18 protein-coding genes are annotated in these 22,004 nt (G+C 73.2%); 11 read left to right on the top strand and 7 right to left on the bottom strand.

What is annotated here, in order from left to right:
• Positions 1 to 5: 5 nt before the first annotated feature.
• The 6 genes from F563_RS0118090 to F563_RS0118065 are packed head-to-tail and all read right to left on the bottom strand — an operon-like array spanning position 6 to position 9,044.
• Positions 6 to 980: an oligopeptide/dipeptide ABC transporter ATP-binding protein gene (locus tag F563_RS0118090; protein WP_019016106.1), complete on the bottom strand. Its 975-nt coding sequence runs from the start codon at positions 978 to 980 to the stop codon at positions 6 to 8.
• The gene (locus tag F563_RS0118085) at positions 977 to 2,809 is read right to left on the bottom strand and encodes a dipeptide/oligopeptide/nickel ABC transporter permease/ATP-binding protein (RefSeq protein WP_019016105.1); all 1,833 of its coding nucleotides are present in this window, start codon (positions 2,807 to 2,809) and stop codon (positions 977 to 979) included. The genes F563_RS0118090 and F563_RS0118085 overlap by 4 nt, the downstream gene beginning before the upstream one ends.
• The gene (locus F563_RS0118080) at positions 2,806 to 3,759 is read right to left on the bottom strand and encodes an ABC transporter permease (RefSeq protein WP_019016104.1); all 954 of its coding nucleotides are present in this window, start codon (positions 3,757 to 3,759) and stop codon (positions 2,806 to 2,808) included. The genes F563_RS0118085 and F563_RS0118080 overlap by 4 nt, the downstream gene beginning before the upstream one ends.
• Positions 3,760 to 3,766: 7 nt before the next feature.
• Positions 3,767 to 5,296: an ABC transporter substrate-binding protein gene (locus tag F563_RS0118075; protein WP_019016103.1), complete on the bottom strand. Its 1,530-nt coding sequence runs from the start codon at positions 5,294 to 5,296 to the stop codon at positions 3,767 to 3,769.
• Positions 5,297 to 5,346: 50 nt separating this feature from the next.
• Positions 5,347 to 6,993, bottom strand: a complete 1,647-nt coding sequence (locus tag F563_RS0118070) for a hydantoinase B/oxoprolinase family protein (protein ID WP_019016102.1) — start codon at positions 6,991 to 6,993, stop codon at positions 5,347 to 5,349.
• Positions 6,990 to 9,044, bottom strand: a complete 2,055-nt coding sequence (locus F563_RS0118065; protein WP_019016101.1) for a hydantoinase/oxoprolinase family protein — start codon at positions 9,042 to 9,044, stop codon at positions 6,990 to 6,992. The genes F563_RS0118070 and F563_RS0118065 overlap by 4 nt, the downstream gene beginning before the upstream one ends.
• An 87-nt stretch (positions 9,045 to 9,131) precedes the next feature.
• Here F563_RS0118065 and F563_RS0118060 point away from each other — a divergent pair, with 87 nt between their 5' ends.
• Entirely contained in the window at positions 9,132 to 10,514 is a 1,383-nt protein-coding gene (locus F563_RS0118060; RefSeq protein ID WP_245557163.1) for a formimidoylglutamate deiminase, read from the top strand.
• A gap of 2 nt (positions 10,515 to 10,516) precedes the next feature.
• Here the strand turns inward: F563_RS0118060 and F563_RS0118055 are convergent, their stop codons facing one another.
• A complete protein-coding gene (locus tag F563_RS0118055) occupies positions 10,517 to 12,031 on the bottom strand; it encodes an ABC transporter substrate-binding protein (RefSeq protein ID WP_156825254.1) in 1,515 nt (504 codons plus the stop codon).
• Positions 12,032 to 12,094: 63 nt separating this feature from the next.
• Here F563_RS0118055 and F563_RS0118050 point away from each other — a divergent pair, with 63 nt between their 5' ends.
• Genes F563_RS0118050 through F563_RS0118005 form a run of 10 tightly spaced genes read left to right on the top strand, consistent with a single transcriptional unit; the run spans position 12,095 to position 21,999 of the window.
• The gene (locus F563_RS0118050; protein WP_026299695.1) at positions 12,095 to 13,207 is read left to right on the top strand and encodes an NAD(P)/FAD-dependent oxidoreductase; all 1,113 of its coding nucleotides are present in this window, start codon (positions 12,095 to 12,097) and stop codon (positions 13,205 to 13,207) included.
• Positions 13,191 to 13,490, top strand: coding sequence for a (2Fe-2S)-binding protein (locus F563_RS0118045; protein ID WP_019016097.1), 300 nt, complete (start codon positions 13,191 to 13,193; stop codon positions 13,488 to 13,490). Before F563_RS0118050 ends, F563_RS0118045 begins: the two co-directional genes overlap by 17 nt.
• On the top strand, positions 13,487 to 14,866 hold the full coding sequence (locus F563_RS0118040; protein WP_019016096.1) for an FAD/NAD(P)-dependent oxidoreductase: 1,380 nt from the start codon (positions 13,487 to 13,489) through the stop codon (positions 14,864 to 14,866). Before F563_RS0118045 ends, F563_RS0118040 begins: the two co-directional genes overlap by 4 nt.
• Positions 14,863 to 15,984 (top strand): NAD(P)/FAD-dependent oxidoreductase, encoded by a 1,122-nt coding sequence (locus F563_RS0118035; protein ID WP_019016095.1) that lies wholly within the window; start codon positions 14,863 to 14,865, stop codon positions 15,982 to 15,984. The genes F563_RS0118040 and F563_RS0118035 overlap by 4 nt, the downstream gene beginning before the upstream one ends.
• Positions 15,981 to 16,958 carry an ABC transporter ATP-binding protein gene (locus F563_RS0118030; protein ID WP_019016094.1) on the top strand — a complete coding sequence of 326 codons (978 nt, stop codon included), beginning with the start codon at positions 15,981 to 15,983 and terminating at the stop codon, positions 16,956 to 16,958. The genes F563_RS0118035 and F563_RS0118030 overlap by 4 nt, the downstream gene beginning before the upstream one ends.
• Positions 16,951 to 17,646 carry an SDR family NAD(P)-dependent oxidoreductase gene (locus F563_RS0118025; protein ID WP_019016093.1) on the top strand — a complete coding sequence of 232 codons (696 nt, stop codon included), beginning with the start codon at positions 16,951 to 16,953 and terminating at the stop codon, positions 17,644 to 17,646. The genes F563_RS0118030 and F563_RS0118025 overlap by 8 nt, the downstream gene beginning before the upstream one ends.
• Positions 17,643 to 17,915, top strand: coding sequence for a (2Fe-2S)-binding protein (locus F563_RS0118020; RefSeq protein WP_019016092.1), 273 nt, complete (start codon positions 17,643 to 17,645; stop codon positions 17,913 to 17,915). Before F563_RS0118025 ends, F563_RS0118020 begins: the two co-directional genes overlap by 4 nt.
• The gene (locus F563_RS0118015; protein WP_019016091.1) at positions 17,912 to 19,282 is read left to right on the top strand and encodes an FAD/NAD(P)-dependent oxidoreductase; all 1,371 of its coding nucleotides are present in this window, start codon (positions 17,912 to 17,914) and stop codon (positions 19,280 to 19,282) included. The genes F563_RS0118020 and F563_RS0118015 overlap by 4 nt, the downstream gene beginning before the upstream one ends.
• On the top strand, positions 19,279 to 20,397 hold the full coding sequence (locus F563_RS0118010; RefSeq protein WP_019016090.1) for an NAD(P)/FAD-dependent oxidoreductase: 1,119 nt from the start codon (positions 19,279 to 19,281) through the stop codon (positions 20,395 to 20,397). The genes F563_RS0118015 and F563_RS0118010 overlap by 4 nt, the downstream gene beginning before the upstream one ends.
• A gap of 45 nt (positions 20,398 to 20,442) precedes the next feature.
• Positions 20,443 to 21,999, top strand: a complete 1,557-nt coding sequence (locus F563_RS0118005) for an ABC transporter substrate-binding protein (protein ID WP_019016089.1) — start codon at positions 20,443 to 20,445, stop codon at positions 21,997 to 21,999.
• Positions 22,000 to 22,004 lie beyond the last annotated feature (5 nt).

Genomic DNA, 22,004 nt, shown 5'->3' with positions numbered 1-22,004 from the left:
CCCCGTCAGTCGAGCGCGTCGCGGCGGATGCAGGCGACGCGCGTTGCCGCGCCGTGGCGTTCGAGCGCCGGCACGGTCTCGGCGCAGGCGGGCCGCGCGTGCGCGCAGCGGGTGCGGAACACGCAGCCCGAGGGCGGATCGGACGGGCTCGGCGGATCGCCCGGCAGCAGGATGCGGCGTGCGCGGCGCGCGGCATCCAGCCGCGGCGTCGCGGACAGCAGCGCGCGCGTATACGGATGCGCCGGTGCCTCGAACACCTCCCGCACCGGACCTTCCTCCATCACCCGGCCGAGATACATCACCACCACACGGTCGCAGAGATGACGCACCACGTGCAGGTCGTGGCTGATGAACAGCAGCGTCAGCCCGAGCCGCAGCCGCAGGTCATCGAGCAGGGCGATGATCTGCGCCTGGATCGACACGTCGAGCGCGCTCACCGGCTCGTCGGCCACCAGGAAGTCGGGCTCGGCGGCGAGCGCGCGGGCGATGCCGATGCGCTGGCGCTGCCCGCCCGAGAACTCGTGCGGGAAGCGCGTCGCATGCGCGGGCTCCAGCCCGACCTGGCGCAGGAGCGCGCCGACCCGCGCGGACCGCTCGGCGGCGGGAACCAGGCCATGGATCACGAGTGCGTCGGCGATCTGGGCGCCGATGCGCCGGCGCGGATCGAGGCTGCCGAACGGGTCCTGGAACACGATCTGCATCCGCCTGCGCAGCCGGCGCCACGCCGCGCGCGAGCCCCGGTCGAGCGGCTCGCCGTCGAAACGGATCCGCCCCTCGCTCGCCGGGATCAGGCCGAGCAGCAGCCGGCCGAGCGTGCTCTTGCCGGAGCCCGACTCGCCCACCACGCCGACCGCCTCGCCGCGCCCGATCGCGAGATCGACGGCGCGCACCGCCTGGACCGGCCGGCCGCGCCGGAACACGCCGCGGCCGGGGAAGATCTTCGAGACGCCCTGCGCCTCGATCAGCGCTGCGGCGGTCATGCCGACGCCGTCTCGCGCAGCCACGCCGCGACCCGCACGCAGCGCACGAGCCGGCCGTCATACGACTCGAGCGACGGCGCCGCCGCCTCGCAGGCGGGGGCGGCGTGCGGGCAGCGCGGCGCGAAGCGGCAGCCGGGCGGCAGCGCGTGCGGCGGAGGTACGACGCCGGGAATGCCCGCGGGCTTCTCGTCGCCCTCGGGCACGGCGGCGAGCAGCGCGCGCGTGTAGGGGTGCAGCGGCCGGGCGAACACCGCTTCCGTCTCGCCCTGCTCGACCACCTGGCCGGCATACATCACCACGACGCGGTCGGCGATCTCGGCCACCACGCCGAGATTGTGGGTGATGAACACCAGCGCCATGCCCGTCTCGCGGCGGAGATCGGCGAGCAGGTCGAGGATCTGCGCCTGCACCGTCACGTCGAGCGCGGTGGTCGGCTCGTCGGCGATCAGCAGGCGCGGGTTGTTGGCGATCGCCATCGCGATCATCACGCGCTGGCGCATCCCGCCCGACATCTCGTGCGGGAAGGCGTTCGCGCGCCGCTCCGGATCGGCGATGCCGACGCGGCGGAACAGGCCGACGGCCTCGCGCCGCGCCGCCGCCCGGGGCATCGGCCGATGCGCGAGGATCGCCTCGGCCACCTGGTCGCCCGTGCGGTGTACCGGGTTGAGGCTGCTCATCGGATCCTGGAACACCATGGCCATCGCGCCGCCGCGCAGCCGGCGCAGCGCCGCCTCGTCGAGGCGCAGCAGGTCGGTGCCGTCGAGAAGCGCCGCCCCCTGGGCGATGCGCGCGGCCGGCGGCAGCAGCCCCATCACCGAGGCCGCGGTCAGCGACTTGCCCGACCCCGACTCGCCGACGATCGCCACCGTCTCGCCGGCGCGCACGGCGAAGGAGACGTCGTCCACCGGGCGGATCACGCCGGCGGGCGTGTCGATCTCGACCGTCAGCCGATCGACCTGCAGCACCGCGTCCGCCCGTGCGGGCGGCAGCAGGCCCGGCAGCACCCGGTCGATCGCGCGCAGCCGGACGGCGGAGGCGGTGCGCGGATCGACCCAGTCGCGCAACGCATCGCAGAGCAGGTTCATCGCCAGGATGGTGAAGGTCAGCACCGCGCAGGGCCAGAGCAGAAGCAGCGGGGCCTGCGCCATGGTCGCGCGCGCGCCGCGGATCATCAGCCCCCAGGAGGGCTCGGGCGGCACCACGCCGAGGCCGAGGAACGAGAGCCCGCTCTCCAGCACCACCGCCGCCGCGACCGCGAGCGAGAGCTGCACCAGGATCGGCCCGGCGACGTTGGGCAGCACCGTGACGATGAGGATCCTCAGCGGCCCGGCGCCGAGCGCGCGCACCGCCTCCACATAGTCGTGGCTGCGCGCCGACAGCACCTCGGCATAGGTGACGCGCACGAAGCCCGGCAGGAACAGGATCGCCAGGACGAGGATCAGCGTGCCACTGCCCGGCCCCAGCAGCGTCACCACCAGCAGCGCGAGCAGGATCGGCGGGAAGCACAGCACGATGTCCATGCTGCGCAGCGCGAGCAGCTCGCCGAGGCCGCGGAACCAGCCGCCGAGCAGCCCGAGCAGCGTGCCGAGCGCGCAGGCGATCGCGGCCGAGGCGAAGGCGACCGTCAGCGAGGCACGCGCGCCCCAGATCAGCCGCGAGAGCACGTCGCGGCCGAACTCGTCGCGGCCGAGCGGGCTGCCGGCCGTGGGGCCCGACAGGCGCTGCGCGATGTCCTGCTGCACCGGGTCGGGCAGGCCGAGGATCGGCGCGGCGAGGGCGACCAGGACGATCGCCGCGACCAGCGCGCCCGGGATCGCGAGCCGCCTCACGCGTGCCGGATCCTCGGGTCGAGCGCGGCGTAGACGAGATCCATCACGAGGTTGAGCGCGACGAACAGCACCGAGATGGTCAGCACGATGCCGACCACCATCGGGTAGTCGCGCGCCTCCACCGCCTTCAGCAGCGGCGTGGACATGCCCGGCCAGTTGAACACGTACTCCACCAGCACGGTGCCGCCGAGCAGCGTGCCCATGTGCAGGGCGAGCACCGTCAGCACCGGGATGATCGCGTTGCGCACCACGTGATGGACCAGGATGCGCGAGGGCGAGAGCCCCTTGGCGCGCGCGGTGCGCACGAAGTCGCGCGAGAGCGAATCGAGCACGGCCGCGCGCGTCATGCGGAACACCACCGCGACCAGACCCTTGGCCACCGCGAGCGCCGGCATGGTCAGCAGGGTCAGGTGCTGCCAGGGGTCCTGCGCCAGCGGCACATAGCCGCCCGCCGGCATCCAGCGCAGCCATTGCGCGAACACCAGCACCAGAAGCGTGCCGACGACGAAGATCGGCACCGCGAGCAGCAGCGCCGCCGTCGCGCTGGTCGCGCGGTCGAACACCGTGCCCCGCCGCAGGGCGGCCTGGGTGCCGACCGGGATGCCGATCAGCACGGCCAGGATCGCGCCGGCGGCGATCAGCTCCAGCGTGCGCGGCAGGCGCAGCAGCACCTCGTCGATCACCGGATACTCGTCGATCATCGAGGCTCCGAGATCGCCGCGCAGCAGTCCCGAGAGGAACGCGCCGTACTGCTCCAGGAACGGCCGGTCGAGCCCGAGCCGCTCGCGCAGCTCGGCCACCGCCGCCGGGTCGGGCGCCATCCCGCCGGAGCTGAGCAGCAGCTCGGCGGGATCGCCCGGAACGAGATGGATGACCGTGAAGATGACGGTCGCGACGATCCAGATCAGCACGAGGCTGACCAGGATGCGCCGGACCGTCCAGACCAGCATCGCCGCGTCAGCCGATCGTGGTCTCCTCGAGCGTGATGCCGGAGAAGAAGTTCAGCGCGCCCGCCAGCGCCTTGAACCCCCGCACCTCGGGCACCATGGCGTAGCCCTGGCTGCGCCAGGCGAGACCGACGATCGGCGCCTCCGCGAGCGCGATCCGCTGCATCTCGGTGTAGATCGCGCGGCGCTTGGCCTCGTCGAACTCGGCCCGCCCGGCCGCCAGCAGCTCCTCGATCCGCGGCACGCGCAGGCCGATGCTGCGGATGTAGGAGGCGGGCAGCGAACCGTCGATCAGGTTGGTCAGGCCGTCCGGGTCGTTGTTCTCGGTCGTCGTGCCCATCACCGAGATGTCGAACTGGCCGCGATTGCCGAGGGTGACGCGCGTCGCCCAGTCGGGCAGGCGCAGCTCGGCCTGGATGCCGACCGCGGCGAGGTGCTGCTGCACCACCTCCGCGGTGTCCTTGTGCATGCCGTACTGCGCGGTCGAGAGGATGTTGGTCGAGAAGCCGTTGGGCACGCCGGCCTCGGCCAGCAGGGCGCGGGCGCGATCGGGGTCGTAGCGCCAGCCGGTCGCGAGTTCGGCATCGAAGAGCGGGCTGCCCGGCGGGATCGGCAGACCCTCGAGCGGCGAGCCGCGGCCGAAGAACGCCGCCTTGACGATGTCCTCGCGCCGGATCGCGTGCGCGATCGCGCGGCGCACGCGCGCATCGCCCAGATGCGGTCGCGTCGTGTTGAACGTGAGATACATGAACGGACCGTCGGCCGCGTCCAGACGCAGCTTCGGATCGGCCTCGATCGAGGCCATCGCCTGCCAGGGCACGTACTCGATCAGGTCGACATCGCCTGCCTGCAACGCGGCGACGCGCAGGTTCTCGTCGGCATAGGCGATCATGCGGACGCCGCGTAGCTTCGGCAGACCCGGCTTGTAGTAGCGGTCGAACGGTTCGAGATCGAGCGAGACGCCGCGCTCCTGGCCCTTCAGCACGAACGGCCCGGCGCCGATGGGCAGGCTCCCCGCGCCCGTGGGCGAACGCGGCGAGACCATCATCATGTGGTAGTTCGCGAACCAGAGCGGCAGCGTCACCATCGGCTCCATGGTGACGAGGCGCACGGTGCGCGCATCGGGCGTCTCGATCCGCGCGATCCGCTGCGCCTGGCCGCGGTAGAACGCGGTCGAGCGCTCGGCCGCCATCTGCTCCAGGTTCCAGCGGATGTCCTCCGAGGTCACGCGGTCGCCGTTCTGGAACACCGCGTTCTCGCGCAGGCGGAACACCCAGGTCGTCGGGTTCTCGTTCTGCCAGCTCTCGGCGAGCTCGCCGCGCAGCGTGCCGTCGGGCGCAAAGGAGACGAGCCCGCGATAGATCAGCAGCTTCACGGTCGCCGCCGCGGTGCCGGTGTTCACCCAGGGCTGGATGCTCGGCGGGAACGAGGAGAGGCCGAACCGCAGCACGCCGGGCTGGCGCTGCGCGCGCGCCGGCACCGCGCCGAGGAACGGCAGGGCTGCGCCGGCGGCAAGGAGTGAACGTCGTGTCGGTGTCATCGTCGTCTCCCTGTGTGTTGTCTGGACCTTGATCGGCCGCGCGGCGGCCGTCAGCGTCGGTAGATCGTCTCGGCCTCCGCCGCGCTGATCCGCCCCTCGCGGACATCGCGGGCGACCGCCTCGGCGCTCCGGCCGGCGGGCGGTCCGTAGCCGCCCGCCCCGGGCGTGATGATCTCCACCCACTGGCCGGCGCGCAACGTCCCGTTGCCGAGGTGGAAGGGCTCGACGCCGGGGCCGAACACGAAACGGCCCTTGCCGCCCGGCAGCCCGCCCTGGAGCCCCCAGGGGGCCGAGCGGAACCGTGCGCCGTCGAGCCTCAGCCGGCAGTCGGCCTCGGCGCGATAGACGCGGCGCAGCCCCATGCCGCCGCGATGCGTCCCCGGCCCGCCCGAGCCGTCGACCAGCTCGTAGCGCACCAGCGTCAGCGGATACTCGGTCTCCAGCGCCTCGACCGGCAGGTTCGAGGTATTGGTGGTGTGCACATGCACGCCGTCGAGCCCGTCCTTGCCGGCGCGCGCGCCGAAGCCGCCGCCGATCGTCTCGAGATAGACCCAGGGCTCGCCGGTGCCGGGCTGCCGGCCGACGAAGCTCGCGACGAAGCAGGCGCCGTTGTGGGCCGCCGTGACGCGCTCGGGCACGGCCTGGGCGAGGGCGCCGTGGATCAGGTCGACCACGCGCTGGCACGTCGAGAGCCGCGCGTTCACGGCCGCCGGATGCACGCAGTTCACCACGCTGCCCTCGCGCCCCGTCACGACCAGCGGACGGGCGAGCCCGGCATTGGGCAGGATGGTGGGATCGACCACCGTCTTGACCGCGTAATAGACGGTCGCGAGCAGGGCGGTGTAGGTCATGTTGATGCCGGCGCGCACCTGGTCGGGCCCGTCGAAGTGCAGGCGCATCGTGTCGCCCTTCACCTCGAGCTCGATCGACAGCGGCAGTTCGCCCTCGATCTCGGGGCTGTCATGCACGTCCTCGAAGCGCCACACGCCGTCGGGGATCGCGGCGATGCCGGCGCGCATCTTGCGCTCGGCGTAGTCGAGCAGGGCGGCGCCTGCGGCCAGCACGGTCTCGGTGCCGTACTTGGCGCACAGCGCCTGCATGCGCGCGACGCCGAGCCGGTTCGCCGCCATCTGCGCGCGCAGGTCGGAGAGGCGCTCGCGCGGCACCTGGCAGTTCAGCAAGATCAGCTCCTGGATGTCCTCCTGCAGCCGGCCTTCGCGGTAGAGCCGGATCGGCGGGATGCGCAGCCCCTCCTGGTAGATGTGCGCATGGCCGCGATCGGCGAAGTCGGCGTGGTGCGCCAGATTGACCGCCCAGGCGACGATGCGGCCCTCGACGAAGATCGGCTCGGCGAGCACGATGTCGGGCAGGTGCGTGCCGCCCCCCTCGTAGGCGTCGTTGCCGACGAACACGTCGCCGGGGCGCATCTCCTCGACCGGATGGCGCTTCAGGATGCGCTCGATCACGCCGATGAAGCTGCCGAGATGGATCGGGATGTGCTCGGCCTGGCAGAGCGTGCGGCCCTCGATGTCGAACAGCGCGGTGGAGCAGTCGCGCCGCTCCTTGATGTTGGTCGAGTAGGAGGCGCGCACCAGCGCCTCGCCCATCTCCTCGACGATCGAGGAGAGCGCCGAGCCGATCACCTCGACCGTGATCGGATCGACCTGCGGCCGGGCGATGTCGAGGGTGACGTTCATGCCGCGGCCTCCAGGACCAGGTTGTCGTAGCCGTCCACGCGCGCGCGCATGCCGGGCAGCACCAGCGTGGTCGAGTCCATCTGCTCGACGATGGCGGGGCCGGCGATGCGGTTGCCGGGGGTCAGCCGGTCGCGCGCATAGACCGGCACGGCGACGAAGCCGCCCGCCTCGGGCAGCCAGACATCGCGGCTGCCCTCGCGCGCCGGCTCGGGGTCCGCGCCGCCGAGCGGCTTCGCGGTGAACGCGGCCTTGCGCACCTGTCCCGTCGCCTCGATGCGGAAGGTGACGAGCTGCACCGGCTCGCCCTCGGCGACGAAGCCGTACATGCGGCGATGCTCGGCCGCGAAGCCCTCGGCGAGCAGCGCGAGCGTGCCCGCATCGAACGGCCCGTCCGGCAGCGCGACCGGCAGCTCGTAGTTCTGTCCGGCGTAGCGCATGTCGACGGTGCGCGTGATGTGGCGCGCAGCCTCGGGGATTCCTTCCAGCGCGAACCAGTCCTCGGCCTGCTGCGCCAGGGTCGCGAACGCGGCCGTCATCGGCACGAGCGCCTCCTTGCCGAGCGGGGTCAGTCGCGTCGCCGCGAAATCCGCGCGCAGATCGGTCAGCAGCAGCCCCATCGCGCACAGGATCCCCGGGTTGCGCGGCACCAGCACGCGCCGGATCTCAAGCTCGCGCGCGAGCCGCGCGGCGTGCAGGGGCCCGGCACCGCCGAAGGCCATCAGCGTGTAGTCGCGCGGGTCGTGGCCGCGCTGCACGCTGATCACGCGGATCGCCTTCGCCATGTTGGCGGTGACGACCGAGAGGATGCCCTGCGCCGTCTCCATCGTCTCCAGGCCGAGCCGCTTCGCCAGCCGCTCGATCGCGGCGATCGCCCGCTCGCGCCGGATCGGCATGCGCCCGCCCAGCAGATGGGTCGGATGCAGCGTGCCGAGCACCACGTTCGCATCCGTCACCGCGGGCTCGTCGTTGCCGCGATCGTAGCACACCGGGCCCGGATCGGCGCCCGCGCTGCGCGGCCCGACCTTGAGCAGGCCGCCGCTGTCCACGTACGCGATCGAGCCGCCGCCGGCGCCCACCGTGTGGATGTCGAGCATCGGCGCCTTGATCGGGTAGCCGTGGACGATGTTCTCGCTCGCGAGCCTGGGCTCGCCGCTCTGCAACAGGGCGACATCGGTGCTGGTGCCGCCCATGTCGAAGGTGATGAGGTCGGGGAACCCGGCGAGCCGCCCGACCGCCTGGGCGCCGACCACGCCGGTCGAGGGGCCCGACAGCACCATGCGCACGGGCAGGTTCGCCGCCGCCTCCAGCCCCATCACGCCGCCGTTCGACTGCGTCAGATGCGGCGTCGCCGTCATGCCGAGCGCGGCGAGCCGGTCGGCCAGCCGGCGGATGTAGCGCTGCATCACCGGGCCGAGATAAGCGTTCACCACCGCGGTCGAGAGGCGTTCGAACTCGCGGAACTCGGGCGCGATCTCGTGGCTGATCGAGAGGAACGCCTCGGGCAGTTCCTCGGCGAGGATGCGCCGCGCGGTCGCCTCGTGCTCGGGGCGGACGAAGGAGTAGAGGAAGCACACCGCGACCGCGGCGACGCCGGCGCGCTTCAGCGCGCGTGCGGCCTCGCGCAGCGCGGTCTCGTCCAGCCGCGTCTCGACCGTGCCGTCATGGCGCACGCGCTCCGGCACTTCGAGCCGGAGGTCGCGCGCGACCAGCACCGGCGGCTTGTCCACCTGGAGGTCGTAGAGGTCGGGCCGCTTCTGCCGGCCGATCTCCAGGAGGTCGCGGAACCCTTCGGTGGTGATCAGTCCGGTCGGCACGCCGCGATGCTGGATCAGCGCGTTGGTCGCGACCGTCGTGCCATGGCCGAAATAGGCGACGTCGGCCGGGCCGCGGCCGATGCGCGCCATGCCCTCGTCCACACCCTGGGCGATCGCGCGCGACGGGTCATCGGGGGTCGAGGCGACCTTCCAGACATCGATCCGGCCGCTCTCCTCGTCGAACAGGCAGACATCCGTGAACGTGCCTCCGGAATCGACGCCGACACGCCACGCCATGCCTCAGTCCCTCTGGTCCGTTCGCGCTTTCGCGTCGCATCCTAGCGGCGTGCCGCAGCGCGGCAAGACATCGGGGAGCGAAACAGCGTGGCCGACAGCAGGACTTTGCATGCGCCGTGGGCACTGCTGCCCGAGGGGTGGGCGCGCGATGTCGCCATCACGCTCGCGGCGGATGGAACGGTCGCCGCGGTCGCGGCGGAGACACCACGCGGCGGCGCGGTGTCCCTCGCCGGTCCGGTGCTGCCCGGCATGACGAACCTGCACAGCCACGCGTTCCAGTTCGCGATGGCGGGGCTCGCGGAGACGCGCAGCCCCTCGGGCGAGGATCATTTCTGGTCCTGGCGCGAGATCATGTACCGCTTCCTCGCCCGCCTGACGCCCGAGGATGTCGAGGCGATCGCCGCGCTGCTCTATGTCGCGCTGCTCAAGGGCGGCTTCACGGCCGTGGTCGAGTTCCACTACCTCCAGGCCGACATCTCGGGCGCACCCTACGCCGATCCGGCCGAGATGGCCTGGCGCATCCTCGCTGCCGCGCGGCAGGCGGGGATCGCGCCCACCATCCTGCCGAGCCTCTACCGCCATGGCGGCTTCGGCCGGCCGCCGACCGAGGGCCAGCGCCGGTTCCTGCTGCCGCCGGAGACGGTGCTCGACATCATCGCCGCGTTGCGCCGCGCGGCCGCATCCGATCCGCTGCTTCGCGTCGGCGCCGCACCGCACAGCCTGCGCGCGGTCACGGTGGAGGAGCTCGCCGCCTTCGCTGCGGCGGTCCGGCGCGGCGACGAGGCGGCACCGCTGCACATCCACGCCGCCGAGCAGCCGCGCGAGGTCGAGGAGTGCCTCGCCGCAACCGGCCAGCGGCCGGTCGCGCGCCTGCTCGCGCATCTGCCGGTCGATCGGCGCTGGTGCGTGATCCACGCGACGCACATGGACGCGGCCGAGACGGCGGCCCTCGCCGCGACGGGGGCGGTTGCCGGGCTCTGCCCGACCACCGAGGGCAATCTCGGCGACGGCATCTTCCCGTTTCCCGGCTGGCGCGCCGCGGGCGGTGCGTTCGGGATCGGCACGGACAGCCATGTCGGCACGGAGGCCGCGGGCGAACTCAGGATGCTGGACTACGCCCAACGCCTGCGTCATCTGCGCCGCGCGGTCGGCGCGAGCGCGGCGGAACCCTCCACCGGCACGGCGCTGTGGCGCGCGGCGGCCGCCTCGGGCGCGCGGGCGGCGGCGCAGCCTTGCGGCGAGATCGCGCCCGGACAGCGCGCCGACCTGGTCGTACTCGACGGCACGCACCCGATGCTCGCCGGGCGCGCGGGCGCGACGATCGCGGACACGCTCGTGTTCGCGCCCGCGCCGGGGCTCTTGCGCGATGTCTATGTCGCGGGCCGTCCGGTGATCGTCGCCGGACGGCACGCGGCGGAGGAGGCGATCGCCGCGCGCTTCGCCGCGACGATGCGCCGCCTGCTCGCCTGATCTCAGCGGAGCGCTGTCTCCGCGGTGATCGGCGGGGCGAGATTGAGCGATCCCTCGAGCGTGTAGCCGAGCGCGACCCGGCTGTTGCGTACCCAGACCTGGCGCAAGTCATAGAGCGGCAGCGCGCACGCCGCCTCCATGATCTTGCGCTGCGCGGTGGCCCAGAGCGCCGCCTGCTTCGCGGCATCAGGCTCGCTGCGCGCGGCGTCGATCTCGGCATCGGCCGCGCTGCAATGGGCGAAGTTCAGCGACATGGTCGGCTGCCCGGGGGCCGAGCGCGAGTGGTAGAACTGCGTCAGGTAGGAGTCCGCCACGGGGAAGCGTGCCGCACCATAGAACGTCACCTGCGAGAGGTCCTGGCGGATGCGCGCGTGGTAGGTCGCATGCTCCACCACGTCCATCTCCAGCGTGATGCCCGCGCGGCGGAGCTGCGCCTGGATCACCTCCATGATCGGCAGCTGCGCGGTGATCGACGAGACCACGGCCTTCAGCGTGACACCCTGCGGATGCCCCGCTTCGGCGAGCAGCGCGCGCGTGCGTGCGGGATCGTGCGGATAGGTCGGCACATCCGTGATCGCGCCGAGATAGCCGGGCGGCACCGGCGAGGGCCAGATCTGCGCCACATCCGGCCCGACGAAGCGCACGATCGCCGGCACGTCGATCGCGTGGATCAGCGCGCGGCGCACGCGCACGTCATCCAGCGGCGGGCTCTTCGTGTTGATCAGCAGGGTGCGGAACTCGCCCGGGCCGAACACCTCCACCACCGTGTTCGGCGCCTGCTTCATCCGCTCCACCCAGCGCTGCTCGCGCCGTCCGATGAAGAGGTCGAGCTCGCCCGCGGTATAGGCGAGCTCGCGCGTCTGATCCGAGGGGATGAAGCGCACATGCACGCCCGCGAGCCTGGGCGTGCCGCGGAAATGCCGCGCGTGGGCCGCGAGCCGGAGCCCGCCCGGCTCGATCGCCTCGAACTGGAACGGACCGGTGCCGACCGGGCGCTGCGCGAAGTCGCCGGCCTCGGCGGCGCGCTTCGAGACGATCATGCCGCCATGGTAGTTCGCGAGCAGCCCGAGCGCGCTGGGCACGGGCTGGCGGAACACCACGCGCACCGTGCGCGGATCGACCACCTCGACCGCGGCGAGATCGCGGTAGTCGCTCGCGAAGGCCGAGCTCTCGGCGCTCGCCGCCCGGCGGAGCGAGAACGCCACGTCCTCGGCCGTCAGCGTGCCCATGCCGTGGTGGAACTGCACGCCCTCGCGCAGCGTGAAGGTCCAGGTCAGCCCATCGGCGCTGCGCTCCCAGCGCTCGGCGAGATCGGGCTCGAGCTTGCCGGGTTCGGCCGAGCCGGGCGGGAAGCGCACCAGCCCGTCGAACATCCAGCTCGCCGGGCCCTTGTCGGGCGTGGCAGTGGCGCGATGCGGATCGAGCGTGCCGGATTGCTGGCCGATCTGCCCGACCCGCAGCGTCTGCGCCGCGACCGGCGTGGCGAGCAGGGCGAAGGCGAGGACGATCCGCAGCATGCACATCTCCCGTCTCCAGGCGACGTCTTGCAGGCTAGGGCGGCGCGCCGGATACTGCAAATGATGGCGGAGCGGTTCGATGTCGCGGTGGTCGGCGGGGGCATGGTGGGCTCGGCCATCGCCGTGGGGTGTGCACGGCGCGGCGCGCGCACCGTGCTGCTCGACGAGGGCGACGTGGCGCTGCGCGCGGCGCGCGGCAATTTCGGCCTCGTCTGGAGCCAGGGCAAGGGCGACGGCATGCCCGCCTACGCGGCCTGGACGCGCGAAAGCCTGCGGCACTGGGACAGCTTCGCCGAGGCGATGAGCGGTGCGGCCGGCACCGATATCGGCTTCCGCCGCAAGGGCGGGCTGATCTTCACGCTGGGCGAGCAGGAATGGGAACAGCGCGTCGAGGACGTGCGCCGCCTGCACAACCAGATCGGCGGCGCCTCCACGCCGGTGCGCATGCTCGATCGGCGCGAGCTCGAGGAGCTGATTCCCGGCACGCCGCTCGGCCCGCGCGTGCTCGGCGCCTCGCTCGCGCCCGAGGACGGCCACGTCAATCCGCTGCTGCTGCTGCGCGGCATGCATGCGGCCTTCCGCGCCGCCGGCGGCACGCATCGCCCGGGCGCGCCGGTGGACGCGGTGCGCCCCGGCTTCACCCTCCATCGCGGCGCGGAGAGCATCGCGGCCGAGCGCGTGGTCATCGCCGCGGGCCTCGGCACGCCCAAGCTCGCCGCCATGCTCGGAATGCCGGTGCCGGTGCATCCGGTGCGCGGACAGAACATGGTCACCGAACGCCTGCCGCCGATGCTGCCCCTGCCGGCGAGCGCGATCCGCCAGACCGCCGAGGGCGTGGTGCAGATCGGCGTCAGCTACGAGGAGAACCTGTGGGAGACGGCGACGACCGTGAAGGAGCTCGCGCGCATGGCCGCGCGCGCGGTGCAGGTGCTGCCGCCGCTCCGGCACGCGCGCATCGTGCGCGCCTGGGGCGCGCTCCGGCCGATGACGCCGGATCGCTATCCGATCTATGCGCAGTCGCAGGCGCATCCCGGCGCCTATGTCGCGGTGTGCCACTCGGGCGTGACGCTCTCGGCCGCGCATGCCGGGCCGCTCGCCGAGGGGATCCTCGCCGGGCGGCTGCCCGACCTCGTCGCCGAACTCGGCCCGGACCGGTTCCATGCTGACGCGGCCTGACCCCGGATCGGTGACGATCCTGTTCGAGGGCGCGCCGATCCGCGCGCGCGCGGGCGAGAGCGTGGCCTCGGCGCTGCTCGCCGCCGGCATCCTTGCGGTGCGCACCACGCCCGTCTCCGGCGCGCCGCGCGGGCCGTTCTGCATGATGGGCGCGTGCTTCGACTGCCTCGCCGTGGTGGACGGCGTGGGCGGCGTGCAGACCTGCCTCGTGCCGGTGCGCGAGGGCATGCGCATCGAACGCCAGCACGGCGCGCGCGATGTCGCCGCCGAGGACGCGGCATGAGGGTCGATCTCGCCATCATCGGTGCCGGCCCCGCCGGCATCGCGGCCGCGACCGAGGCGCGCGCGCACGGGCTCTCGGTGCTGGTGCTCGACGAGAATCCGGCCCCCGGCGGCCGCATCTGGCAGGCGATCGAGGCGCGCGCGGCCAAGGACGACGAGGACCGCGCCGCGCAAGAGGCCGTGCGGGCGTTCCGCGCGAGCGGCGCCGAGGCGCGCTTCGGCGCCACCGTCTGGTGCGTCGAGCCCGAGGGCCGCGTCTACTGGAGCGAGCAGGGCCGCGCGCGCGATGCCGAGGCGACCCAGGTGCTGATCGCGACCGGCACGACCGAGCGGCCGCTGCCGATCCCGGGCTGGACGCTCCCCGGCGTGATGACGGTCGGCGCGGCGCAGATCGCGCTCAAGACCGGCGGGCTGGTGCCGGACCGCGATGTCTGGATCGCCGGCCAGGGGCCGTTGCTGCTGCTCTACGCGACGCAGGCGCTCGCCGCCGGCGGGCGGATCGCCGGCGTGCTCGATCTCGCGGAACCGTCCGGGCGGCGGCGCGCGCTCGCGCATCTGCCCGCGGCCCTGCGCGCGCCCTCCTACCTGGCGCGCGGCGTGGCGTGGCGGCTTGCCCTGCGCCGGGCCGGGGTGCCGTGGATCCGCGCGGCCGAGATCCGCGCCGAGGGTGCCGCACGGCTCGAACGCATCCGCTTCGTCGCCGACGGCGCGGTGCACACCAGGCCCGCCTCGCTGCTGCTGCTGCATGACGGCGTGATCCCCTCGGTGCAGATCACCCGCGCGCTCGGCTGCGCGCATGTCTGGGACGAGGCGCAGCGCTGCTGGAAGCCGACCACCGACATGTGGGGCCGCTCCAGCCATGCGCGGATCGCGATCGCGGGCGACGGCGCCGGTGTCGGCGGGGCCGCGGTGGCCGCGCTCTCGGGCCGGATCGCGGCACTCGGCATCGCCGCCGCCCTCGGCCGGCTGGGCGAGGCCGCGCGCGACAGCGCCGCCGCCCCGCTGCTCGCGGCGCGGGCCAAGCATCTCGCCGTGCGCCCGTTCCTCGACACGCTGTTCGCGCCGCTGCCGATCCGACCCGAGGACGACACGATCCTCTGCCGCTGCGAGGAGGTGACGGCGGGGCGGGTGCGCGAGGCGGTGGCGCTCGGCTGCCTCGGCGCGAACCAGCTCAAGTCGTTCACCCGCGCCGGCATGGGGCCGTGCCAGGGGCGGATGTGCGGCCCCTCGGTCGCGGCGGTGATCGCCGCCGAGCGCGGCGTGCCGGTGCAGGAGGTCGAGCCCTACCGGCTGCGCTTCCCGACCAAGCCGCTCACCCTCGGCGAGCTCGCCGCGCTGCACGAGCAGGAGGAGGCGCTGGAGCCGCACACGTCATGACCGCGCGCGCGGTGGTCATCGGCGGCGGGCTGCACGGGCTCTCGACCGCGCTCCATCTCGCCCGCGCCGGCTGGTCCGTCACGGTGCTGGAACGCCGCCATGTCGGGCGGCACTCCTCGGGCATCAATGCCGGCGGCGTGCGGCGCCTCGGCCGCGACCTGCGCGAGATCGCGCTGTCGCAGGTGGCGTTCGAGATGTGGACGAAGCTGCGCGCGCTGGTCGGCGACGATGGCGGCTTCCGCCCCTCGGGCCAGGTGAAGGTTGCGGAGAGCGAGGCCGATCTCGCCAGGCTCGAACGCCGCGCCGCCGAGGTGCGGGCACTCGGCTGGACGCACGAGGAGCTGGTCGATCGCGCCGAGACGCGACGGCTGCTGCCCGCGGTCGCGCCGCACGTGGTCGGCGCGCTGGTGGTGCGCGACGACGGCGCGGCCGATCCGATGCGCACGGTGATGGCGTTCCGGCGCGCCGCCCTCGCCGCCGGCGCGGTGATCGAGGAGGGGGAGGGCGTCGTCGGGCTCGAACGGACGGGATCGGGGACCCTGCGCGTCGTCACCGCGCGCGGGGCGTGGGAGGCCGAGCGGGTCGCCAACTGCGCCGGCGCCTGGGCCACGGCGATCGCGCGCATGGCGGGCGAGACGATACGCTGCGGCGTGAAGTCCTCGATGATGATCGTCACCGAGCGCCTGCCGCGCTTCGTCGAGCCGACCGTGGGCGCGGCCTCGCGCGCGCTCTCGTTCAAGCAGACCGAGGCCGGAACCGTGCTGATCGGCGGCGGCCATCAGGGCCGCGCCGACGTGGCGGCCGAGACGGCGGTGGTCGATTTCCGCAATCTCGCCAAGGCCGCGCGCATCGCCGCGGAGCTGTTCCCGCTGATGCACGGCGTGCGCATCGTGCGCAGCTGGTCCGGCATCGAGGCGCGCACGCCCGACGAGATCCCGGTGATCGGCGAGAGCACGACCTGCCCGGGCCTGATCCACTCCTTCGGCTACTCGGGCCACGGCTTCCAGCTGGCGCCCGCCGCCGGCGCCGCGGTCGCCGAGATCATGATGCGCGGGACCACCAACCTGCCGGTGGCGCCCTTCGCGCCCGCAAGGCTGATCGAGAAGGCGGCGGCATGACGGCGCTCGCGGTGGAGGGGCTGCGCACCGAGTTCCGCATCGGCGGCGCGTGGCATCCGGCGGTGAAGGACGTCTCGTTCACGCTCGCGCGCAACGAGACGCTCGCGCTCGTGGGCGAGAGCGGCTGCGGCAAGTCGATGACCGCGCTGTCGATCATGGGGCTGGTGCCGGCGCCGGCCGGGCGCATCGCCGCCGGGCGGATCGTGCTGGAGGGGCGCGAGATCACCGGCCTGCCGGAGGCCGAGCTGGAGAAGATCCGCGGCGATCGCGTCGCCATGATCTTCCAGGAGCCGATGACCAGCCTCAATCCGGTGATGACGGTCGGCGACCAGGTCGCCGAGCCGCTGATCCGCCATCGCGGCATGGCGCGCAAGGAGGCGCTGAAGCACGCGCTCGGCCTGCTGGAGGAGGTGAAGATTCCCTCCGCCGCCGCGCGGCTGTCGGAGTATCCGCACCAGTTCTCGGGCGGGATGCGCCAGCGCGTGATGATCGCGATGGCGCTCGCCTGCGAGCCCGCGGTGCTGCTCGCCGACGAGCCGACCACCGCGCTCGACGTGACGATCCAGGCGCAGGTGCTGGGGCTGCTCGCGGATTTGCGCGCGCGCCACGGCACCTCCGTCCTGTTCATCACCCACAATCTCGGCGTGGTGGCGCAGATCGCCGACCGCGTGGCGGTGATGTACGCGGGCGAGATCGTGGAGGAAGGGCCGGTGCACGCGATCTTCGCCGAGCCGGGCCATCCCTATACGCGCGCGCTGTTCGCGACCATTCCGCGCATGGACCGCGCCGGCCAGGACCTCGCCGCGATCCCCGGCCGCGTGCCGGCGCTCGACGCGATGCCGCAAGGCTGCCGCTTCGCGCCGCGCTGCCCGCTCCGGCGCGAGGGGTGCGAGCGGGACCAGGCGCTCGTTCCGGTCGGCGCCGGCCATCGTGTCCGCTGTCACGTGACGACAGGAGCCCTTGCGGATGCTTGACCCGGACGGCCGCGTGGCGATGGTCTCGGGGGCGGCGCGCGGCATCGGCCGCGCGGTCGTGCTCCGGCTGCTCGACCGCGGCTTCGCCGTCTCCGCCGGCGTGCGCGACCTTCATGACCTGCCGGACTCGAACCAGTTGTTCGTGCATCGCTACGATGCCGAGAGCCCGGCCTCCGCCGAGGCCTGGGCCGTGGCGACGGCCGAGCGCTTCGGGCGGATCGACGCCGTGGTCGCGGCCGCCGGCATCAACCCCGTCGCGCGGCTGCTGGATGCCGACGACACCGCGCTCGACGCGCTCTGGACCGTCAACGTGAAGGGGCCGAAGCATCTCGTGCGCGCGGCCTGGCCGCACCTGGTCGCCTCCGGCAACGGGCGTGTGGCGATCCTCTCCTCGCTCTCCGGCAAGCGCGTGGCGAACGAGAACATGGGCTATGCCGCGAGCAAGTTCGCCGCAGTCGCGCTGACCCACGCGATCCGCCGCGAGGGCTGGGACCACGGCATCCGCGCCACCGCGATCTGCCCCGGCTTCGTCGACACCGACATGACCGCGCACGTGACCAGGCATCCGCGCGCGCAGATGAGCCGGCCCGAGGATGTCGCCGCGCTGATCGAAACCGTGCTCTCGCTGCCCGCGCATGCGGTGGTCGCGGAGCTGCTCATCAACTGCCGGCTGGAGCCGACCCTGTGAGGCTGGTGCGCCGCGCCGATGCGGAGCGCGCGCGAATCCCCTTCACGCTCGACGGTGCGGCGGCCGAGGCGCTCGCCGGCGACACGCTGCTGACCGCCATCCTCGCCACCGCCGACCACCTGCGGACCAGCGAGTTCGGCGACGGCCGGCGCGCGGGGTTCTGCTGGATGGGCGCGTGCCAGGACTGCCTGGTCTGGGTCGAGGGTCTCGGGCGCGTGCGGGCCTGCACGACGCAGCTCGAACCCGGCATGGCGGTGCGGCGCGCATGAAGGTCGCGGTGATCGGCGCGGGGCCGGCCGGCACGCGCGCGGTCGAGGTGCTGGTGCGCGCCGGCCATCGCCCGGTCTGGATCGACGAGGCGGCGGCGAATGGCGGGCGCATCCACCAGCGCCCGGTGGCCGGCACGACGCGCAGCCATCGCGACCTCTACGGCACCGAGGCGGCGAAGGCGGAGGCGATCCACGCGCTCGGCGAGCGGCTGCGCGCGGCGAGCGACTGGCGGCCCGGCACGCTGGTGTGGAACATCCGCCCCGGCGTGCTCGACACGCTCTGCGCCGGACGGCACGGGACGATCGGCTTCGACCGCGCGATCCTCTGCACCGGCGCGATGGACCGGATCGTGCCGGTGCCGGGCTGGACCCTGCCGGGCGTGTTCACGCTCGGCGGCGCGCAGATCGCGCTGAAGGCGCAAGGTGTCGCGATCGGCGCGCGCGTCGCCTTCATCGGCACCGGGCCGCTGCTCTGGCTGGTCGCGACGCAATACGTGAAGGCGGGCGCCGAGGTCGCGCTGGTGCTGGACACGACGCCCTTCACGACCAAGGCGCGCGCGGCCGCCGGGTTGCTGCGCGACCCCGCCACCTTCGCCAGGGGCCTCGCGCTGGTCGCGCGGCTGCGCATGGCGGGCGTGCGCGTGATCGAAGGCGGCGTGCCGGTCGCGATCGAGGGCGCGGACGCGGTCGGCTCCGTGCGCGTGCGCGACCGCGCCGGGCGCGAGCACCACATCGCCTGCGATGCCGTCGGGCTCGGCTTCGGGCTGAAGCCGGAGAGCCAGCTCGCCGACCTTGCCGGCGTGCCCTTCGTCTTCGACGCCACGCAGCGCAACTGGGTGCCGCAGCACGACCGCGCCGGCCGCACCGCGGTGCCCGGGATCTGTCTCGCCGGCGACGGCGCGGGCATCGCCGGGGCGGACGCGGCCGAGCTCGCCGGCGCGCGCGCGGCCTGGGCCGCGATCGAGGACGGCGGCGGTGCGGTGGACCGCGGCGAGGTGGCGCGGCTCGACCGCGCGCTCGCCCGCATCCCGCCCTTCCGCGCGGCCCTCGAGCGTGCCTTCCCGTATCCGGCAACGCTCGCCGCGCGCACGCCCGACGCGACGATCGTCTGCCGCTGCGAGGCGATCACGGCCGAGGAGCTGCGCGCCGCCGCGCGCGCGACGCATGTCACCGGCGGCGCGCCGGAGGTGAACCGCGCCAAGGCCTTCACCCGTGTCGGCATGGGCCGCTGCCAGGGGCGCGTGTGCGGCCCGCCTGCCGCCGAGATCCTCGCCGATGCGCTCGGCTGCGACATCGCCGCGGTCGGCCGTTTGCGCGGTCAGCCGCCGGTGAAGCCGATCCCCATCCTCGCCCAGGCGGTGGAATGAGCGCGACGCATGACGTGCTGATCCTGGGCGGCGGCGGTGCCGGGTGTTCGGCCGCGTTGCATCTCGCGCTGCGCGGCGCGCGGGTCGCGCTGTTCGAGCGCGGGCTGGTGGGCAGCCAGGCCTCGGGCGTGAACTATGGCGGGGTGCGGCAGAACGGGCGCCATCCGGCGGAGCTGCCGATCGCGCGGCGGTCGCGCGAGATCTGGGCGCGCCTGCCGGAGCTGATCGGCACCGATGCCGAGTTCGAGGTGACGGGCCACCTGAAACTCGCGCGCAGTGCGGCGGAGGAGGCCGAGCTCGCCGACTACATGGCGGTCGCGCGCGAGTACGACCTGCCGCTCGAACTCATCGGCTCGAACAGCATCCATGCGCGCTGGCCCTGGCTCGGGCCACGCGTCGTCGCCGGCGCCTTCGCGCCCGAGGACGGCGCGGCGAACCCGCGGCTGCTCGCGCCGGCCTTCGCGCGCGCTGCGCGCGCGGCCGGGGCGGAGATCAACGAGCACGCCCCGGTCAGCGAGATCGCGCATGACGGCGCGCTGTTCACGCTGACGATCGGCGATCGCACCTGGCGCGCGCCGGTGGCGCTGAACTGCATGGGCTATTGGGGTGGGGAGATCGCCGCGCGCTTCGGCGAGGCCGTGCCGGTGGCCCCGCTCGCGCCGAACATGCTGGTGAGCGAGCCGATCCCCTATTTCATCGAGCCGAACATGGGCGTGGTGGGCGGCGACGTCTATCTGCGCCAGATCCGCCGCGGCAACGTGATCTTCGGCAGCGGGCGCGGCACCAGCGACCCCGCGGTCCCGTGGAGCCGGCCGCTGCCCGAGCCGACCCTCACGGCCATGGCCCGCGCGATCGAGCTCGTCCCCAGGCTCGCCGGCGTGCAGGTGATCCGGAGCTGGACCGGGATCGACGGCGACATGCCGGACGGGCTGCCGGTGATCGGACCGAGCCGCACCACGCCGGGGCTGATCCACGCCTTCGGCTTCTCCGGCCACGGCTTCATGCTGGGGCCCGGGATCGGCGCGATCCTCGCGGAGCTCGTGCTGGACGGGCGCACCGACGTGCCGCTCCACCCCTTCCGCATCGACCGGTTCGCGCTTGGCAGCGCAGCGTGATGCGGACATGATGGCCGGGCAACAATGAGGACGGGAGGCGCGACGATGAGACTTCGTGCGGCACTGCTCGCGGGCGCGGCGGCGCTCGGCGTTGCGGTCCTGGGTGGCGCGGCGATCGCGCAGCAGCGGACGACGCTGAATGTCGGCATGGCGGCACAGGATGTCGGCCGGCTCGACCCGCATTTCGCGGTGACGACGATCGACCGTGTCGCGGTCGCCTGGATGTTCAACGGCCTCGTGCGGTTCAAGCCCGGCAGCATCAACCCCGCCGAGATCGAGCCCGATCTCGCCGAGCGCTGGGAGTCGAGCCCGGACGGCCGCACCTGGACCTTCCATCTCCGCCGCGGCGTGCAGTTCCACGGCGGTTTCGGCGAGGTCACGGCCGAGGATGTCGCCTTCAGCCTGCGCAAGGCGGCGCAGGCCTCGACCTCGGCGTTCTCGGGCGATTTCCGCGCCTTCGAGTCGGTCGATGTGGTGGATCCGTACACGGTGCGCATCCGGCTGCGCGAGAACGTGCCCAGCCTGCTCGGCCTCGTCACCAACTACGCCGGCGGCTACATCGTCTCGAAGCGCGCGGTCGAGCAGAAGGGCGATGCCTTCGTGCGCGCGCCGATCGGCTCGGGCCCCTTCGCCTTCGCCTCGGTCACGCCGAACCAGTCGCTCGAACTCGCCGCGCACGAGGGCTATTTCCGCGGCGCGCCGCAGATCAAGCGCGTCTCGTACCGCTTCATCCCCTCGGACGCCTCGCGCGATCTCGCGTTCCAGAACCGCGAGCTCGACGTGAACTACGGCCGGGCGCAGGCGACCTGGCTCGAACGCACGCGCCGCCTGCCGGACGTGACCGTGGATGTGTTCGAGCCGGCCGAGCTCTCGATCATCAACATCAACACCAAGCAGGCGCCCTTCGACGACATCCGCGTCCGCCGCGCCTTCGCGCACGCGATCAACCGCGCCGAGCTCGTCCGCTGGCGCGGCGAGGCGGTCGCGCGCGAGGGCCAGTCGCTGGTGCCGCGCGGCTATCTCGGCTTCACCGCCGACGTGCCGCTGCTCCAGCACGACCCGGACCGCGCGCGCGCCCTGCTCGCGGAGGCCGGACACCCGAACGGCTTCACCGTGCGCGTCGTGCACACGCAGCTGCCCGAGATGCTCGCCGGCATGCAGGTGGTGCAGCAGCAGCTCCGCCGCGTCGGCATCAACCTCGATCTCCAGGTGGTCGAGCACGCGACCTTCCACCAGCAGATCCGTCAGGATCTGAGCCCGCTCGTCTACTACGGCGCGGCGCGGTTTCCGGTCGCCGACATCTACCTGACGCAGTTCTATCACGGACGGTCGATCGTCAAGACGCCGACCGCGGTGACCAACTTCAGCCACTGCAACATGGCGGACGCCGAGATCGACGCCGCGCGCGTCGAGACCGATCCGCAGAAGCAGCTCGCCCTCTGGGCCGAGGCGCAGCGCAAGCTGGTCGAGGCCGTGTGCGGCGTGCCGCTGTTCGAGACGCTGCTGGTGTTCGCGCGCCACAACAGCGTCGATTACGGCTACGAGCTCAAGGGCTCGATGTCGCTCGGGCCGCTGATCACCGAGGCGACGCGGTTCCGGTGAGCCGC

It is taken from the genome of Elioraea tepidiphila DSM 17972, assembly GCF_000378465.1.
GTDB lineage: Bacteria > Pseudomonadota > Alphaproteobacteria > Acetobacterales > Acetobacteraceae > Elioraea > Elioraea tepidiphila.
Note: the sequence above shows the minus strand (reverse complement) of the source record. Positions and strands in the feature narration are given on the sequence as shown.